The 17,108-nt window shown below is 53.6% G+C and carries 12 protein-coding genes; 7 read left to right on the plus strand and 5 right to left on the minus strand.

The genetic code is table 11. The annotated features are described in order from the left end of the window. Positions 1 to 107: 107 nt before the first annotated feature. Positions 108 to 737, plus strand: a complete 630-nt coding sequence (locus tag BQ5456_RS02235; RefSeq protein WP_071128560.1) for a DUF3043 domain-containing protein — start codon at positions 108 to 110, stop codon at positions 735 to 737. Here the strand turns inward: BQ5456_RS02235 and BQ5456_RS02240 are convergent. Next, positions 734 to 1,816, minus strand: coding sequence for a quinone-dependent dihydroorotate dehydrogenase (locus BQ5456_RS02240; protein ID WP_071128561.1), 1,083 nt, complete (start codon positions 1,814 to 1,816; stop codon positions 734 to 736). The two genes, BQ5456_RS02235 and BQ5456_RS02240, sit on opposite strands and share 4 nt — an antisense overlap. Before the next feature lie 87 nt (positions 1,817 to 1,903). Then, complete coding sequence (locus tag BQ5456_RS02245; protein WP_083378305.1) at positions 1,904 to 2,536, minus strand: hypothetical protein; 633 nt, start codon at positions 2,534 to 2,536, stop codon at positions 1,904 to 1,906. Positions 2,537 to 2,682: 146 nt separating this feature from the next. Here BQ5456_RS02245 and BQ5456_RS02250 point away from each other — a divergent pair, with 146 nt between their 5' ends. Continuing rightward, positions 2,683 to 3,534, plus strand: a complete 852-nt coding sequence (locus tag BQ5456_RS02250) for a TrmH family RNA methyltransferase (protein WP_071128562.1) — start codon at positions 2,683 to 2,685, stop codon at positions 3,532 to 3,534. A 154-nt stretch (positions 3,535 to 3,688) separates the two neighbouring features. Here BQ5456_RS02250 and BQ5456_RS02255 read toward each other — a convergent pair whose 3' ends face one another. From BQ5456_RS02255 to BQ5456_RS02265, 3 genes are all read right to left on the minus strand, one after another. Further along, positions 3,689 to 3,910, minus strand: coding sequence for a methionine/alanine import family NSS transporter small subunit (locus tag BQ5456_RS02255; RefSeq protein ID WP_071128563.1), 222 nt, complete (start codon positions 3,908 to 3,910; stop codon positions 3,689 to 3,691). A 2-nt stretch (positions 3,911 to 3,912) separates the two neighbouring features. Continuing rightward, positions 3,913 to 5,484 (minus strand): sodium-dependent transporter, encoded by a 1,572-nt coding sequence (locus BQ5456_RS02260; RefSeq protein WP_071128564.1) that lies wholly within the window; start codon positions 5,482 to 5,484, stop codon positions 3,913 to 3,915. Positions 5,485 to 5,668: 184 nt separating this feature from the next. Then, positions 5,669 to 7,993 carry an Rne/Rng family ribonuclease gene (locus tag BQ5456_RS02265; protein WP_143037081.1) on the minus strand — a complete coding sequence of 775 codons (2,325 nt, stop codon included), beginning with the start codon at positions 7,991 to 7,993 and terminating at the stop codon, positions 5,669 to 5,671. Positions 7,994 to 8,506: 513 nt separating this feature from the next. Here BQ5456_RS02265 and BQ5456_RS02270 point away from each other — a divergent pair. From BQ5456_RS02270 to BQ5456_RS02290, 5 genes are all read left to right on the plus strand, one after another. Beyond that, positions 8,507 to 10,042 (plus strand): cytochrome ubiquinol oxidase subunit I, encoded by a 1,536-nt coding sequence (locus tag BQ5456_RS02270; RefSeq protein ID WP_071128566.1) that lies wholly within the window; start codon positions 8,507 to 8,509, stop codon positions 10,040 to 10,042. 21 nt (positions 10,043 to 10,063) lie between these two features. After that, entirely contained in the window at positions 10,064 to 11,200 is a 1,137-nt protein-coding gene (gene cydB / locus BQ5456_RS02275; RefSeq protein ID WP_071128567.1) for a cytochrome d ubiquinol oxidase subunit II, read from the plus strand. Positions 11,201 to 11,698: 498 nt separating this feature from the next. Further along, the gene (gene cydD / locus BQ5456_RS02280; RefSeq protein ID WP_205407840.1) at positions 11,699 to 13,480 is read left to right on the plus strand and encodes a thiol reductant ABC exporter subunit CydD; all 1,782 of its coding nucleotides are present in this window, start codon (positions 11,699 to 11,701) and stop codon (positions 13,478 to 13,480) included. Further along, positions 13,481 to 15,292, plus strand: a complete 1,812-nt coding sequence (cydC, locus tag BQ5456_RS02285; protein ID WP_071128569.1) for a thiol reductant ABC exporter subunit CydC — start codon at positions 13,481 to 13,483, stop codon at positions 15,290 to 15,292. It abuts the gene before it with no gap. Further along, a complete protein-coding gene (locus BQ5456_RS02290; protein ID WP_083378307.1) occupies positions 15,282 to 17,096 on the plus strand; it encodes a GAF domain-containing sensor histidine kinase in 1,815 nt (604 codons plus the stop codon). Before cydC ends, BQ5456_RS02290 begins: the two co-directional genes overlap by 11 nt. Positions 17,097 to 17,108 lie beyond the last annotated feature (12 nt).

Raw genomic sequence — 17,108 nt, forward strand, 5'->3', positions numbered from 1 at the left:
GTACCCCGATACCGCGGGCTTAGAGAAAGGAGCCGTTCCTACCTCGGCGAAAAATCCTTAAATAATACAGATTTCCAAAGCCCGCCCCGGCTAGATAACCTGGATGAGTGAAACTTTTTGGAAGCAGTAAAGACGAAGATACCGCTAAGGTAGAGGAAAAGGGCGCGGGCAAGGGGCGCCCCACCCCTAAACGCAAGGATGCCGAGGCGCGCAATCGGCGCCCGCTGGTAGTGGACAAGAAAGAGGCACGTAAACGGCGCCGGGAGCAGCGTGACGAGGTCTATAAGAAACAGCGGGAAGCGCTAGATGGCACAGGTGATGAGCGTTATCTACCCCTTAACGATCAAGGTCCGCTTCGGCGCTATATCCGCGATTTCGTGGATGCCCGTTTTGCTATCGGCGAGTTATTTATGCCGATTGTGTTGGCTTTCCTGATTTTGTCGATTGCGTTCTCTCGCAACCAACAGTTGAATTCGATTTTGCTATTTACCATGTGGGGATTGCTGCTGCTGGCACTGATTGAAGCCATTATCACCACGATAATAATTAACCGTTCGCTGTTGAAAATCACTGATGGAGACAAACGGGTAAAGAAAGGCAATGGCCGCTATATTTTGATGCGCCTGGCTAGTCCGCGGCGGATGCGCCGTCCCCGCCCTTCCGGTCCGCGCGGTTCGCGCCCCGATATCAGCGAGTACGCTAGCGATATTCGCGCCTATATGCTTTCTCGCCCCTAGTTTTTGTGGTTATTACGCAACGGCAAGGCGGGAAGATCCGCACTAAGCTGCTTGTTTATTTTCCCAGCGAAAGCTGGACCTTGATAGATAACCGCAGTCAGCGCCTCTAGCAGGTCAGCTCCCGCATCTAGGAACTGCCGGGCAGTAGCTGCGTCCTCGATTCCCCCGCACCCGATGATTAGGTAGTCCTCGTTTAAGCGGGAACGTAAAAGCCGCACAACTTGCAAGGCGCGTTCTTTGAGGGGAGGACCCGATACTCCCCCTTCTCCAAAATCGTGATTAATAGTGGTGTTAGTGGCGATTACGCCCGCTAATCCCACTTCTTTAACCATTTGCGCTAGTTCTACTATTTGCGTATCTTCCAGGTCGGGAGCCAGCTTCACCAATACCGGAACTGCTCTGCCTGCACTTTGTTGAGCTGCTGTTTTAACTGCTTCGGCGATTTCGCGCAGCTGCGTAGTTGCCTGCAGGCTACGCAGTCCGGGAGTATTGGGCGAAGAAACATTAATCACCAGGTAGTCTGCATATTTTGCCAGCAACAACGCACTAGCGCGGTAATCATCTGCTGCTTGCGCAAGCTCAGTGGTCTTATTCTTGCCCAGATTCACCCCTAGGATTAGGGAACGCCCCGCTGGGGTACTGCGTAGCTTCTGCAGGCGCCGCACCATTTGTTTGGCTCCCTGGTTATTGAAGCCCATGCGATTACGTACTGCGCGTAGCGGCAATATCCGCCACAGGCGCGGCTTGTCATTTCCGGGTTGCGGACGGGGAGTTACCGTTCCTACCTCTACAAACGCGAATCCAAAGGCACCAAATTGCAGAGGAGCTAAAGCATCTTTATCCATGCCCGCTGCCAGCCCTAGGTATCCAGGAACTGGTCTGGCCAGGGATTTCAGCCCCTGCTGGTTGCCGACCCAGCCCCCCTTCAAGGTACCTACGGATCCGGAGAAAAATATCCTAATCAGCGCGGTTAATCCGGGAATCTTAGAGATTAAGTACAGCGCTTTCATAGTGGCGTTATGGCATTTTTCGGGATCCAAACGCGAAATCACATGATTAAACAAGAATCGGTATAGCACGCCCTCGATTCTACTTAATAGCTTAGGTAGTTACTTAATAGCGGACGACAATCTGCCGGAAACTACCGTTACTACCGATGTTAATCGCTAATCCCACCACAGGCACCATCCGGCAGATGCCCATCTGGGGTCAGCACTATACAGCTCATCGGGCGCGCTGGCCTGCCCCAAGGAAAGTTTGCTCTGGTAGGTATGCCAGATTTTTCGCGCCTGCCGCGCGGAAGGCTCTGGCATCCCTTCCGCGGAACTTTCTACTATGAACATAGTGTCAACACTGACCCGTTCGTCCCAACGCGAGGACCCGATTAGGTATCCGGAAAGATAAACCCGCCCCGGATTAGCGATACAGGCCTTCAGAAACGCCAGTAAAGTGGGGGCATCATTTTGGCGATCTGCTAAAGCTATCCGCGGGAGCGCCGCCAATACTTTGCGCGCACCCTCGGCGTCAAGCCCATGAAAACGCTGGTAATCCCCTATTCCCTGTCCGGTGGCTACATAGTCTTTCAGGATTTGCGGGATTTTGGTTTCTGCTAGCCACCCCAGCGGTCCATAGAGACCGGAAGGTAAATCCGGGTCATCTTCTAGCATCTCCAACACGATTTTATCCCCCTCCTCCCCCAAGAATTCCGGGGTCGAGAGGGCAAAGGGGTCGCTATTTTGAAGGCGCGCTCCCAGCTTAGTTTTTGCGGGCGAATACGCAGTTAGAGAGGTGGTTTCCATAGTTACTCCTTAAGGTTTGATGCTTTTCTTTACTTTGGCGCGCAAACGGTGGCGGGCAAGAATAGCGGATAAAGGAACCGGGAAAACTACCGACCAGGAAATCTGTGGAAATCTATTCGCGCCCCTTAAAGCCATAAGATAGATGAGTGCTCATTCCGCTTAATGATTTGTCTGATCCGCGGGTACGTGACTTTACCCAGTTAAAGGACGTGAACCTACGAAAAAGTTTTGAGACCGAACGCGGGCTATATTTGGCGGAAAGTTTTTCGGTGATTGCCCGCGCTTTGGCAGCCGGTCATCAGCCACGCTCGGTTTTAACCAATCGGCATTGGCTGGGACGTCTGCAGGAAACTTTGGGAAGCCGGGCTGGCGATATTCCTATTTTTGTAGCTGAGGAAGAACAGCTGACCCGACTTACCGGGTTCAGTATGCATCGCGGCGCTATCGCCGCGATGGAACGCCCTGCCCTGCCGGAACTGGACGAAGTACTGTCCGGGGCGCGGGCGGTGCTAATCCTAGAGGATCTGGTTGACCACACCAATGTTGGCGCCGCGATTCGCTCAGCAGCGGCTATGGGCTTTGACGCCATTTTGACCAGCCCGCATTGCGCCGATCCTCTCTATCGCCGCGCAGTTAGAGTTTCGATGGGAACCGTATTTTCATTGCCTTGGACGCAGATTTCTGCTTGGCCAGATACTTCCGCTTTGAAAAATCGGGGATTTATAGTGGCCGGACTAGCTTTATCTGAACAAGCGATTTCTCTGCCAGAATTTTGCGCCTGCCTGCAATCCCAGGTGGAGCGGGGGAAACAGCCGAAAGTTGCTTTAGTACTAGGCACCGAAGGACCGGGAATGACTAAGCAGGCACTCGCCAGCTGCGATCAGTTAGTGAAAATCCCGTTAAGTCATGGAGTGGATTCTTTGAATGTCGCCGCTGCGGGGGCAGTTGCCTGCTACGCGGTTAGCCAAGCGTTAGGAACTTTTACGCAAGATAACTAGGGCGTAAGGGGTAAACCCGGGACTCGGGAAACTGAAGAGCTGGGTATCAAAAACAGGCAGGGCGCCAGCGGAATAATATCGCTGGCGCCCTGCCTGTATTCCCCGAGAGATTGCTACCCTTCGCTGCGCCCTGCCTGTATTCCCCGAGAGATTGCTACCCTTCGCTGACTGCAGCTGCTTCCTCGGTCTTGTCAGCTTCCTTTTCGATAAAGTCAGCTTCGGTAAGACCTGGATGCGGGTTAAAGTCAGTTTCCGAGTAGTTTTCGCCCTTTTGGTAGGGCGGATCCATACGGCGCAACGCCACTACCGACCCCACCAGGCCGCCCCATATCACCAAGATGGCGACCAGCATCATCAAAATTGCTTCACCGGTCATAGCTAGTCTTCCTCCTTGTTCCAGTCCACGTTTTCTAGGTCAAACGAGGGGGAAATCTCGGCGCTCTTATGCCACTTCAAACGGGGCATTATCACTGAGAACACCAAAAGAATCCCCAACATTCCCCAGCCGAAGGTATTTGTCCACCAGCGCGGATAATCGCCATAGCCGTGAGAAATCAGATCCACTAGGTTTGGTACCAGCATGAATACTAGGAGCACCGGGATTACGAATCCGATCAGTGCCTCCCACCACTTGCCGGCTTTGACCGCAGAAGTAACGTTCAGGTGAATCCGCAAGGAACGCAGCGAAGGAGTTACCACTGTAACAATCACGCATAGCGACAGCGCCGCGCCAACCACCCCGATGGTGTTGATGTAGTTATCAACCGTGTCCAGGGCCGCGAGCCCCGTGGTAGTACCAAAGAAGAATACTGAGACAATCGCGAGGATCACCCCCAGAATCACCGAAGCCTGTTTGGAGGTCCAACCAATCTTATCTTGGAAAGCCCCCGCTACTACCTGCACCAAAGAAACCATGGAGGTTACCCCAGCCAACACCAAAGAGGCGAAGAATAGCGCCCCGAAAATGGATCCACCGGGCATCTCGTTAATGATTTGCGGGAAAGTAATAAAAGACAGCGACACCCCGGTGATATTTTCCAGTTTGTCAACTGAAGTTCCCTGCAGATGCGCCATATACCCCAAGGTGGCGAACACTCCGATACCCGCAAGCACCTCAAAAGAAGAGTTGGCGAAGCCAGCAACCAGACCGGTACCGGTCAAGTTTGAGCGTTTCTTGAGGTAGGAGGCGTATGTCATCATAATCCCGAACCCTACTGACAGGGAGTAGAAGATTTGGGCAACTGCTGCAATCCACACTTTCCCATTCCAGAGGGCGCTCCAATCTGGGGTAAAGAACTTGTTTAACCCATCGGTTGCGCCCGGCAAGGTTAGCGCCTTGATTACCATGGCAACAAATAGCACCACCAATAACGGAATACAGATTTTGGTAATCCACTCGATGCCCCGCGAAACCCCGAGGGCGATTAACACGATAGTGACTACCCACACGATGATTAGCGGAATCGCTATTCCCCACACGGGGGTCAGCGAGATGGAAGTAGTGTCCTGAGCCTGCAGGAACTTATCGGAAAAGAATTTTGCCGGATCATTCCCCCAGGCGCGGGTAAAAGAAAACACGGTGTAACGCAGCGCCCAGGCAATAATGGCCGCATAGTAGACCACAATGAAGAAACATACCCCGACCTGCCACCAACCTACGGCTTCGGTACGCCGGTTTACCCTGGCTAGCGCCAGCGGAGGTGAGCCCCGGAACTTGTGACCAATCGCGTAGTCCAGCATCAGCATCGGCAGCCCGATAGCTAGTAGGGCGATCAGATAGGGAACAATAAAAGCGCCACCGCCATTGGTATAGGCAACACCGGGGAAACGCCAAATGTTTCCCAAACCGATCGCAGACCCAATCGCCGCAATCAGGAATCCGTATTGTGTCCCCCATGACTGTCGGCTGGTCTTATTGGACGCAGTAGGCTGCGAAACCTGTTCAGACATCTCAACTCCTTATAGACGGGACAAACAATTGTCGAAGCGCAATTGCTTAGAGCCAAAATAGCCCCACCTATCACCTGTCGGACAAAAATACCCACATTGTGAGATTCTTTAGAGAGGTGGAGTTACCCGAAAATTGTTTTTCTCCCGCTGACCGAGGAAGTCAGCGGGAGAAAAAATCAGATTTTTAAGCGGTTACTGCGGCGTGACGCCTGGGGGTTTCCCCGCCATTATCTTCACCGGACTCCGTCTTCTTTTCCCAGGTAGGAGCACCTGCACCAAGCTGTTCCAAGCTCACCGCCTTGACGGCACCCGCACTTTGAATAGTCATCACCGCGCTCTCAGAAGAGTGCGTAACCGTCCCGGAAGTGGCGGCCATGCGAGGCGCTTTGGCAACGACCTCACTTCCGCGAACATCTTCTGGTGATTCTTCTGGATTTATGTGCTGTTCAAAAGTATCTTTTACCGCATCTTTTTGGGGGGTGGCTACTTCTTGCACAGCTTCAGCGTTTTCCTGCGGATGAGGAACCGATTCTTTCCGCTCCTTTTCATTCACCGGGCTAGCTGGCTCTTTAGCTAAAGAATGCCGGGTATTATCGGTATCCCCCTGTTGACTTTGGGGTTTGTCCTCATGAGCCTTGCTGGCAGCTGCCGCTACTTTCGCCATTGATGCCCGGTTCTTAGAATCGGTTTTTGCGCGTTTCTCGTTTCTCGCCTCGCGTTTTTGCCCCTGAGAACGCAAATTTTCGTCGCTATTCTCTCCGTTTTCTACCGGTTCCGAGTGCACAATAAACCCGCGTCCCTCGCAATGCTCACAAGGAGTAGAAAATGCCTCTACCAGCCCTTCTCCTACCCGCTTGCGGGTCATTTGCACCAGACCTAGGGAAGTAACTTCCGTGACCTGGTGGCGGGTACGATCTCGCCCTAGGCATTCTACTAGCCGCCGCAAAACCAAATCCCGGTTGGATTCCAGCACCATATCGACAAAGTCAATAACCACGATTCCCCCGATATCACGCAGTCGCAGCTGACGCACGATTTCCTCGGCGGATTCTAAGTTGTTGCGGGTAACGGTTTCTTCTAAAGTACCCCCGGAACCAGTGTATTTCCCGGTGTTAACGTCAATGACCGTCATCGCTTCGGTACGGTCAATAATCAGGTAGCCGCCTGACGGCAACCACACTTTCCGATCCATGCCTTTAGCCAGCTGTTCATCTACCCGGTGCGCGGCAAAAATATCGTCACTGCTCACCCACTGTTCCACCCGATCGCGCAGATCGGGAGCGAACTCTTCCACATAGGAATCAACTTGACGATAAGTTTCCTTGCCTTGCACAATCAGCTTTTGGAAATCTTCATTGAACACGTCACGTACCACCCGCAAGGCAAGTTCCGGCTCTCCATGCAATAGGTAGGGTGCCGATTTGGAGGACGCGGCGTTCTTTTCGATTTTTTCCCACTGTCTTTGCAGACGCTGCACATCTTGGCGCAGTTGCTCTTCACTGGCGCCTTCGGCGGCCGTCCTAATGATTACCCCGAAGTCCTTGGGCACAATCACTTTCAATAATTTCTTGAGGCGGCGCCGCTCCCCCTCGGGAAGTTTCCGGGAAATTCCGGTCATTGATCCCCCCGGCACCAGCACCAAGAAACGTCCTGGCAGGGTTACTTGGGAAGTAAGTCGCGCACCCTTGTGTCCAATCGGATCTTTAGTTACTTGCACGGTAATCGAATCGCCAGATTTTAAGGCTTCTTCAATCCGGCGTGGCCGACCCTTCATCCCGGCGACGTCCCAATTGACTTCCCCGGCGTAAAGCACCGCATTACGTCCGCGCCCTAAATCAACGAAAGCTGCCTCCATAGAGGGCAACACGTTTTGCACTTTTCCGCGATAAACCGAGCCCACCATAGTGGTTTGGGTATGCCGGGACACATAGTGCTCAACCAGTACGTTGTCCTCAAGAACCGCAATCTGGTTTAGTCCGTCTTTAGAGCGGATTAACATCGTGCGATCTACCGCTTCGCGCCGCGCTAAATATTCAGATTCGGTAATGATCTTGGGGCGGCGTCCCTCGCGGCGTCCCTCCCGGCGACGCTGCTTCTTCGCTTCTAGGCGCGTTGACCCTTTGACCTGCTCAATCTGGTCGACAGCTTCCGCATTACCACGCGTGCGGCGCCGACGCCGCCGGTGGCTACCACTGGTTTCAGTTTCCTCTTGCGTTGCCCGCGCCGCCTGGGATTCGCCATTCTCCGAGCTATCTTTCGAGGCAGAAGCCTCTTTGGTGCGAGATTGTTTCTGGTTATCACCGGAACCGTTATCGCCGGCAGTGTCCTGGTCTTTACGGGATTTTTTGGCGCTGCGCGTCTTTTTCTCGCCTTTACCTTTACCGGTTTTACTTTTCTTATCGTTGTTGTCTTCGCCCTTTTTCCTGCCCTTGCGCTTTGAAGTTGTTTCCTGTTCACGAGTTACGTCCTCGTCAACGTGTACTTCCGGAACCGGAGCCGCCGCAAACATAGGAGCCCCAAAAGCCGGAGCCGCAGTAATCTGAGCGGGAGCCACCGGAGAGGATTCTATTTTCTTCGGAGCCGAAAAAGCCGGCCCAGAAAAAAGCGCCGCTCCACTATTTTGATTAGATTCTGTTTCGTTATTATTTGGGTCTTTCACCACTGATCTCACCTGGACACGCCCGCACCGACAAGTCCCCTATATTACGCCGTCCTCTAGGACGGAAGCCCTTGGTTACGCGAACATATTTATCCCACGCCAGAGAGTTTTCCTAGGAAAATAGTCCCTCTGGGCTGGTTTCCTCCGTAGTGCGACGGCAGAAACCATCCACAATCATTATTCCATATTTCTTAATTCTGTCGTAAAACAGGGGAAATTCTTAGGGAATCCTGGGAATTTCTTAGCGACCGCCTGAAAAACGAGCTACTGTAAGTGACAACGTTGTCACTATGGACTTCGCCTGAACAAGTTCATAGGGGGCAGCGACTTCATAAACCGACTAGAAACGGAAAGGCGAGCAGAATGACTATTGCTTCAACAGCATTAGATGCCACCATGTTGGCGCGATGGCAGTTCGGTATTACTACCGTCTACCATTTCATCCTGGTTCCGTTCACCATCGGCATGTCCCTCCTAGTTGCCATTATGCAAACGAAATGGCACAAGACCGGCGAGGAATATTGGCTGAAGGCGACACGGTTCTTTGGGAAACTGTTCCTAATTAACTTTGCACTCGGTGTAGCCACCGGTATCGTGCAAGAATTCCAGTTCGGCATGAACTGGTCAGAGTACTCCCGCTTTGTAGGCGACATCTTCGGTGCGCCGCTAGCGTGCGAGGCTCTAATCTCCTTCTTTATGGAGTCCACCTTCCTGGGTCTGTGGATCTTCGGCTGGGGCCGGCTATCTAAGAAGGCACACCTTACGTGCGCCTGGCTGGTCTTTGTCGGGGTTAACACTTCAGCTCTCTGGATTATCGGGGCAAACTCCTGGATGCAGCACCCGGTAGGGGCAACCTTTGATCCGGAAACCGGCCGTGCGCAGTTGGACGGTCTGGCTGGATTCTTCCAGGTACTGCTTAACCCGGTATTGTGGGCGGCCTACACTCACGTTCTAACTACCTCTTGGCTACTGGTTGGCACCTTCGTTGCCGGTATTGCTATTTGGTGGATGGTTCGCTCTGCCAATGCCGGCGCCGAAACCGAGGCTCGTGATATTTGGCGTCCAATCGCCCGCTTCGGCATGCTGGTCATGATTATTGGTGGTCTGCTAACCGCAGTCACCGGACACATACAAGGTCAGCTGGTTGCCAAGCACCAGCCGGCCAAGATGGCTGCCGCGGAGGCTCTATGTGAGACTCCGAACGCTGGAGAAGGCGCGCCCTTTACTATTGCCGCTTTCGGACCGCTAGACGCTAAATGCGATCAAATCTCCAAGATTGGCGAAGTTCCCGGGGTTTACTCCTTCATGGCTACCAACTCCTTTACCGGAAAGGTAGAGGGTCTGGATACTTTGAACCAGCAATACGGCTCCGTGTTCTCGGAGATTCTCAGCCAGCGTGGCTACGATATGCAGTCCCAGCCGGTTGATTTCAGCCCGAACATTATCTTCAGCTTCTGGAGCTTCCGCCTGATGATGCTATTCGGCATCTTCTCGGCAATCCTGGCGATTTGGGGTCTGATTGCCACCAAGAACGGCAAGATTTCTAAGTCCACCGGATTGGGCAAGTTCGCTATTTGGTGCTTGCCGATGCCCTACCTGGCTACCACCTTCGGCTGGCTATTCACCGAATGGGGTCGTCAGCCGTTCATCGTGCACCCGACAGATATGCAAGTTGATGGTTCCTCGGTATTTATGCTTACCGAGCATGGGCTTTCGTTCGCCGTCCCCGCCTGGCAGGTACTGGTTACCATGTTGGGCTTCACGCTGATCTACTTGGCACTAGGCATCGTCTGGTTCCTGTTGATCAAGCGTTACGTTAAGGAAGGTATCCACGTCACTGCCAATGAAAAGGCGGTACACGGCGAGGATGCTGGCAAGAACCTAAGCTTTGCTTACTAGGTCAGATAGGAGATCGAAGAGATGACTATTCTACAAGTTATTTGGTTCATCCTGATCGCCGTCCTGTGGACTGGCTATCTGGTACTGGAAGGATTCGGGGTAGGCGCCGGCATGGTCATGCCGATGGTAGCCAAGACTGACCGGGAACGCTCTCAGGTACAAAAAACCTTTGGTCCGGTTTGGGATGGTAACGAGGTTTGGTTGCTAACTGCCGGGGGCGCCACTTTCGCCGCCTTCCCGGAATGGTATGCCACCATGTTCTCCGGAATGTACCTAGCGCTATTCTTGATCCTGTTCTGCTTAATCATCCGTATTTGCGCGATTGAGTGGCGCACCAAAGTAGCTTCGGCTGCTTGGCGGGGTCGCTGGGACAGCTGGCAGACCATTGTGGCTTGGCTAGTTCCGATTCTGTTCGGCGTAGCCTTTGCCAACCTGGTTCAGGGCATGAACATTGCGATTACCCAATACAACACCCCGGGTGAAGCCGTGGCGGGAGCTGCTGACCTCAGCAAGCACGTCCACAACTTCACTTCACAGGGCGCTCCTGCCGGTAGTGTGTTCCTCTCGCTGCTAACCCCCTACACCATTGCCGGTGGGGTCATGCTAGCGCTGGTATTCGCTACTCAGGGTCTGGCTTTCTTGGCGCTACGCACCACTGGTGAAGTACAGAACCGCGCTAAGAACCTACTCGGCAAGTTCGCGATTGCGGACACCGTGTTGGTTGCCGTAGCTGCGCTTTGGGGTCAATTCCTGTACGCCTCCCAAGCCATGGCTTGGATCCCGCTGATCATTGCCGCCTTGGCATTTGTCGCCGCGGTGTTGATGGCTCTTCGCGGCTCCGAATGGGGTACCTTGCTCGCCCACTCCGTCGGAATCGCTGGGGCAGTAGCGTGGATCTTTACCGCGATGGCACCCAACGCAATGAAGTCTTCCATCAAGCCAGAGTTCTCTCTGACTATCTGGGATGCTTCCTCTTCGCAGTCCACTTTGGCGATTATGCTAGTGATCGCGCTGGTAGTGGTACCCATCGTTTTGGGTTACACCTACTGGAGCTACACGCGGATGCCACTGAAGATTACTCTTGAGGATCTGGACGAAAACCCGGGTGTCCCCTGGGACAAGATTCGTCAGGGTGCTTCTTTCCTCGCGGAAAGCTAGGCAAATAATCGGCACCTATCAGGTAACTCCCAACTAGATGCCGAACAATAAAAACTAAATAAATAGTGTTGGCCTTGGCTGAATAGCCAAGGCCAACACTATTTTTACCCCCGCGACTATTGACCTCATAGAAGGTCTGGGCCAGAAAAAGTACTCGGAAAGAAGGCGCGGGGGCTAGGTTTTTCCTCCCGCCCAAGAATTCAGAAAACGTAGCGACGTTTTCTGAATTCTTATGCCCACCGCACCCACTCGGATAAAACCTAGCCCCCACACCCGGGTAACCGGTCTGGGTGAAAAAAGATGCGAGAGGGGGCTTGAGCCGAGCGAAGCAAGGTTCACCGGGGTCCCCCGAGCGCTTTTTTCACCCAGACCTGGAATGAGCGTGGGAGAAGAAATCCTTCTCCCACGCGTAAGCAACGACTACTCGATGAACAAGGTTTAGAGTTTTCAGGTTCCTGTGGGAAAATAGTCCCATTAATTGCACGGAGGACACTTGTTTTGAAACCACTTGATCCGAAACTGCTGAAATATGCTAAGTCTGCGCGGGTCGCCATTGCCATCACCGCAGTTACCGGCATTATGCAAGCAGGTCTAGTAATCGCCCAATGCTTTCTGATTGCAGCCTTAATTTCTCCAGTGATATCTTTGCGCCAGTCCTGGGGTCAAGTCGCCCACTTTGCTTTTTGGTTAGCGATTGTTTCCCTGGCGCGGCTAGCGCTCACCTATTTCCGTTCCTACCATCAACATCGGGCTGCCAAGAAAGCGATTCGAGAATTGCGTGGGCGGGTACTGGCTCATTGTTTAAAACTCGGTCCGCGTTGGCTGGCACGTAAAGGTACCGACACGGTAACGCTAGCTACCCGCGGTCTAGAAAAACTCGGTCCTTATTTCGTGGACTATATTCCGCAACTAATCTTGGCGGTCACGGTAACTCCCCTGGTGCTACTGGTAATGGCATTTATGGATTTTTGGTCAGCACTGGTAGCGATCATAACTATTCCTCTGATTCCGATATTTATGGTGATTATCGGGCTGATGACCCAGACTGCCTCGGATCGCCGCTTGGCCACTATGCAGCATTTGGGGCGGCAACTGCTCGATTTAGTTGCCGGTTTAGCCACTTTAAAGAGCCTGGGCAGGCATCGCGGTCCGGAAAAACAGATTTCCTCCATTGGGAAAACCTATACCCAAACCACGATGGCGACTTTACGGATCGCCTTCCTGTCAGGTGCCGTCCTGGAGTTCATTTCGATTCTTTCGGTAGCAATCGTGGCGGTCACCGTAGGCTTGCGGATGGTGGTTGGCGGCCTCGACCTCTACACCGGACTAATTGCGATTATGCTGGCTCCCGAGGTGTACGCACCGGTGCGGGAAGTCGGAAAATTCTTCCACGCCTCCGCCGATGGGCTTTCGGCCTCCCAATCTGCCTTCGAAATCTTGGAAACTCCCCCGGCTACCGGGGGTGATAAACCGGCTCCTAAGCTAGAAGAAACCACTATTACCATTAAGGATCTGGGGATGCGTTCGCGGGGAGCTTGGGCACCCAACGCCGTAAATATGGTGATTAAACCAGCTACAATCACCGCCTTAGTGGGCAAATCTGGCGAAGGTAAAACCACTACCGTGATGGCGTTATTAAAACAGCTCTCCTGTGACCGCGGCACTATTACCCTCACCGCTGCCTCTGGCAAAACCCTGGATTTAGATGAGGTTTCCCCGGATTCTTGGTGGGAGCAAACCTCTTGGCTACCGCAGATGCCGCTACTTTTGCCGGGAACTTTAGCCCAAAATATTGCGGAGAGCCCCGCCCACCTGAAGGAATTATTTCCGCATGGCGAACCTGGCGAGCAGGTGCAGCGAGCTGCTAATCTCGCAGGTTTTGCCGAGGTAGTAGCGAAGCTACCAGACGGCTGGAACACTTTCTTACGCGCCGGCGGGGAAGGCCTGTCGGTAGGTCAGCGCCAACGCCTCGCCCTAGTACGAGCGTTACTGTCTACTAAACAGTTAATCGCCCTGGATGAGCCTTCTGCCCACCTAGATGCGCATTTGGTTGCCCAGGTCGCCCAAGTTGTCCAGCAGCTAAAGGATGCGGGAAAAACCGTAGTTTTAATTGCTCACCGCAAAGAACTTGCCCAGATCGCAGACCAGGTAGTGCGGATTTCCTCGGTGCCCTTTACCGCTGAGGAGGCCGAGGAATATCGCGATAGCCAGCCGCAGGCAGCCATAGCCAGTGAGGCGGAGATTCCTGAATTCTTAGGTTCGACCCGGGGGTTGGAATAAATGAAGACTTGGTTTATTACTGCTCAGGAACGCCAGGCACTTAAGCGGGCGATTAAACTTTTGGAACTTAAACCGGGAACTTTGTTCCTCGCCTGTTTTTTGGGTGCTGCCGGATTGGGCGCTTCAATTGCTCTGGGGGCGACTGCCGCCTGGTTGATTGCGCGCGCCTCGCAAATGCCGCCCGTCCTCTACCTAGAGGTAGCAGTGGTATCGGTGCGTTTCTTCGGGATTTCGAAAGCAGTCTTCCGCTATTTAGAGCGCCTTGCCTCCCACCAGTTGGGGGTTTCCGGAATGACCACCCTGCGCACTAACCTATACAAGACGCTTTCACATTCCGATACTGCCCGCATTGCCAGCCTGCGCCGCGGAGATATTCTCGACCGGATGGGAACCGATGTTGATAATATCGGCGATTTCGTAGTCAAAAGTCTGCTGCCGGCAATGGTAGCCACTATCGTGGGGGTAATTACGGTAGTGGGAATTTCGCTAGTAGATTGGCGCGCCGGACTGTTCTTAACCCTGGGATTGCTGCTGTCGGGAGTGGTGGGACCGTTATTTACTATTCGCTCTACCCGGATTGCCCAACACCGGGAAACCGAGAGTCGCGCCCACATTTCGGAAGTGGCAATGACCATTGTTGATGGCGCTGCTCAAATCACAGTTGACGGGCAAACCCAGCAGGTGCTTGCGGGCCTATCCGATTTAGAAGATCAACTGTATGACGCGAAAGATGCCACCGCGAAACCTGCAGCTTGGGCGGCCGCTATCGACGTATTCGGCATGCTGATGTCGGTGATTATGGCGGCTTATTTCGGGATTTTTGCGGTCAATGATCAATCAATCCCCGAGGTGATGCTGGCAGTGTTGGCGCTTACTCCCCTTTCTGCTTTCGAGGGTACCTCCCAGCTAGGTTCTGCCGCCCAACAGTTGGTGATTTCAGCGACTTCCGCCGTGCGAATCATGAATATGTTGCCTCCGGAAGAGCAAGTAAAAGCTGCTGAAGAAACCGAAGAAGTGTTGACGGAAAACTGCAAGCCGAGCGAACCCAGCATTTTAGAAGCCAAGGATTTGGCTATCGGCTGGCCGGGCGGTCCGGTGGTGGCTGACGAGATTAATCTGCGCCTGGCTCCCGGGGATCACCTGGCGATTGTGGGTCAGTCTGGCATTGGGAAAACCACGCTGCTTTATACCTTAGCTGGCCTGCTAAAACCGGTTGCTGGGAGCGTGAAAATTGACGGAGTAGATATTTCTTCTCTGCCGCGTACGCAAGCGGCGGCTAATTTCGTGATTACCCCCGAGGACGCCCATATATTCGAAACCACCATTTTGGAAAACTTGCGGGTGGCTAACGGTCAGCTTTCCGTCTCCGAGGGCGAAGAACTCTTGATAGAAGCCGGTTTAGGTGATTGGCTTTCCTCGCTACCAGAGGGTATCGAAACCGAGTTAGGTTCGGGAGCAACCACTATTTCTGGTGGGGAACGCCGCCGCATTCTGCTGGCACGCGCCCTAGCCGCTAAAGCTCCACTGCTAGCTCTAGACGAGCCGGGCGAACACTTAGATCCGGAAACTGCCGATGCGCTACTGCGTGATTTACTTACTGCCGGCAGCGAAGATCATCAGCGGGGAGTCATTCTGGTTACCCACCGCCTCACCCCACTTGACCAGGCAGATCAGGTTTTCATTATGGATAAACCGCATGGCAGCCCGGACGAACCGGCAACTTTCGTAGCCCAAGGTACCCATCGGGAGCTGCTGGAAAGTCACCAAGGATATGCTTGGAGCCTACGTCAGGAGCAAGTAGATGTCTTTTAAGGAACTGCCCGCCTCCGCTAACGCTAGCTTCCCTGATTCGGGTTCTGTAGCTAGCGGGCGAGACAATGCTGACGCGCCCTCACCAATCGATATTCCCCCGGTATTAAATAGCGATGCGGGGCATCACTCACCGCTGCCAGCAGATAGTACCCAACTGATTTCCTCGGTATTGCAGCTGATGGGAAACCTGGAACAAGATAAAGTTTTGCAGGCTTTCGTAGATCAGGCTTGTGCGGTTACCTCCTCCCCCTACGGGGCATTATCTATCCTGGGTTCTCGCGGAGAAACCAGCGCTTTTTATATCCACGGTTTGAGTGCCGCCGAGTACGAATCTCTGGGAGACCCCCCGATCGGTCGGGGAATAATCGGGGCAATCCCGGTGAATAACGGTATTATCTCTAACGATTTGCATTCCGACCCTCGTTTCACCGGATACCCGCCTACACACCCGGAAATGGTGTCGTTTTTGGGGGTACCGCTGCGTATCCACGAACAGGTCTACGGGCGCCTCTATCTGTGCAACCGACCCGGTGGCTACCGCCAGCAGGACTTAGCGTACGTATCGGCGCTAGCTACCCTGGCGGCGGTGGCGGTAGAAAATTCTCGCCTTTACGAAGTTTCACGTTCCCGCGAACGCTGGACCCGGGTATCTCAGCAGCTCACGACAATTTTATTAGAGGGAACTGAGGAAGAGGACGCGCTACAGTTCATCGCGAAATCGGTGCGGGAGGTAGCGGACGCGGATACGGCACTGCTGGTACTCCCCTCGGTGGGTGATTCCTGGGTGTGCGAGATTGCTTCTGGATACGCTGCTTCAGACCTGATCGGGGTGACCTTTCCTCCCCACGGGCGGGCGCGCACGGTACTGGCAGAAGGTCAAGGTTTAATCGTTGATTCGCTAGCGCGGGCAACCACTATGCGGGTGCCGGAGTTAGCTCGGTTCGGGGCGGCACTTTATGCTCCTTTACTAGCTGGTTCCCACGCCATTGGAGTTTTGTTGCTGCTGCGCCTGCCGGAAAAACCGGAGTTTGATCCGGCGGTATTAGAAATGGCGGAACAGGTTGCAACTCAGGCGGCTTTGGCTCTAGAGATTGCCGGGGCTAAACATGCTGCCGATATTGCTACGTTGCTAGATGAGCGCGCCAAAATCGGTGAAGATCTTCACGACCTGGCAATTCAGCAACTTTTTGCCACTGGCATGCAGTTGGAACGCATCCGCGCAGCTTTCGCTAGTGGCGCTAATCTGGATTCTGCGCACGCCGAATCCCTGATGCAAGATGCTCTGGCCAGTGTCGATGATTCGGTGAAACAGATTCGTGCTATCGTTCATAATCTGCGAGAACCGGACGCAGCAGTAGATTTGGTTGAGCGTTTGCGCCGGGAAGCCTCTCTAGCCCGCCGGCTTCTGGGATTTGCGCCCTCCTTCGTTTTAGATATCGATGGCGAAACGCTTTCCTCTGCTGATCCTTCTCGGGAAGAAATTTTGATTGAGGAAGTCGATCAGCGACTTAGCCACGATATTTCTGATGACGTGGTAGCGGTGGTGCGCGAAACTTTGTCTAATACGGCGCGCCATGCGGGAGCCTCCTCGGCCCAGGTAGTGGTAACCATTAACGGGATGGGTACTAATGGTTCTATTCGCGTAGAGGTAACCGATGATGGTCATGGTCTTGACCCTGCAGTTACTAGGCGTTCCGGGTTGGATAACCTGAAAAGTCGGGCGCGCCGCCACGGCGGACTCTGTCTGATTCAACCCGCGCTACCTCGAGGGTTAAAAATTATTTGGGAAGTTCCCCTTTCTTAGCGAACTTCCCCC

It is taken from the genome of Varibaculum massiliense, from assembly GCF_900106855.1.
Lineage (GTDB): Bacteria > Actinomycetota > Actinomycetes > Actinomycetales > Actinomycetaceae > Varibaculum > Varibaculum massiliense.